This window comes from Collinsella sp. AM33-4BH, from assembly GCF_003469205.1.
Classification (GTDB): Bacteria; Actinomycetota; Coriobacteriia; order Coriobacteriales; family Coriobacteriaceae; genus Collinsella.
This window is the reverse complement of the sequence record NZ_QSIN01000029.1, coordinates 1-1,328: the sequence shown is the minus strand read 5'-3', so window position 1 is coordinate 1,328 and position 1,328 is coordinate 1. Positions and strand designations below refer to the sequence as shown.

General features: G+C 62.1%; 1 protein-coding gene. It reads right to left on the bottom strand.

Annotated features, from left to right (window positions below):
• Nucleotides 1-5: 5 nt before the first annotated feature.
• The coding region (locus DW821_RS10070; RefSeq protein WP_147487049.1) for an ABC transporter ATP-binding protein at nt 6-1,328 on the bottom strand (1,323 nt) is incomplete at its 5' end.

The window sequence follows — 1,328 nt, the reverse complement described above, 5'->3', positions numbered from 1 at the left end:
TCATGTCATTCACCTCCCTCGTATGTATCGAGGTATTCCTGCTTGAGCGTCTGCGAGGACGACTTGATCTTTTCCACGAGCGTGCCGGCCTCGATGAAGTAGAACGAGTTGGTGAGGTCTGCCAGGTCGTCGAGTAGATGGCTTGAAATGAGCACGCTGCGTCCCCGCGCCACCTCGCTGCGCATCGCGTCGCAGGAGGTTTTCCGCTTTCCCGGATCGAGGCCGTTCAGCGGTTCATCGAGGATGAGGTACGGGCAATCGGTCGCTATCGCCATGGCAAGCTTTACCTGCTGCTTCATTCCCGTCGAGAGTTTACGGGTCGGCTTGTCGAGATATGGGGAGATTCCGAGGGAGTCGCAGAGCGAGTCGATGTCGGCGGCCGATTTCCACGCCTCCCTAACGAAAGCAAGGTGCTCGATGGCCGATAGCGTGGGATAGAGATCCGCGCCGCCCGAAGAGCTCAGGTAGACGAGTTCTGCAAATTCGGCTGATCGACGTTGGCAGATTCCGTCTGCCGCCAGGCTTCCCGAGCGGATGCGGGTGGGAAATTGGCCCGACAGCGCTTCAAGAAGGGTGGTTTTCCCCGAGCCGTTGGGAGCAACGAGGCCCGCCGCCGTTCCCGGGCTCAGGAAAAGCGACCCGATTGAAAGTATCGTCGTGCTTCCGTATCCCACGCTCGCGTCCAGAAGCTCGAGCCCATGGCGCTTTTTCGCGGGGCCAGGCTGTTTGGGGGAACGTGTCGCAACGGCGCCGACCGCAAAAAGGACCGCGACGTATGCCAGGGCCACGGCAAGCATCGATGCGCTGCCCGAACCGGAGCCAATGAATTCTGTCGGGAAGCATCCTACGTAGCCCGTTGCCTCGATAGGCGAGAACACGGCCAGCGGCAGGAGCCCGAGCACGGCATTATGCCCTAGTGCCGAATCGGACAGCAACGGGAATGCCGGGGCCGCGACAAGCAGCGCTGAGGTAAGGGGGCCCGCGAGGACGCGCCTCGTTGCGGTCGATAGGACGGCGGAGCAAACGGATATCAAGGTTCCGCCCGCAAGCAGCGCGAGAAGCAGGGTCGTGAAGACGTTTCCCGCGGTCGTGGTGGTAAGCGCGCCGTCATGGAAGAAGGCGATCGGGTACCCAATTTGCCCGGAGCCGTTTAGGGCCAAGGCGTAAATGCCCCCGGGTGCAAGGCCGGCGAGGAGCATCGCGGTCCCCGCGGCGATTATCGAAAACACGATCTGGATAAGGCGCCGGAATTTGGGCACGGGCGCCTTCGCCGCCAGGGTCGCAGGCCTTGTGGCGCCGAGCACGAGTATCGACGAGAGAAGGAAGGG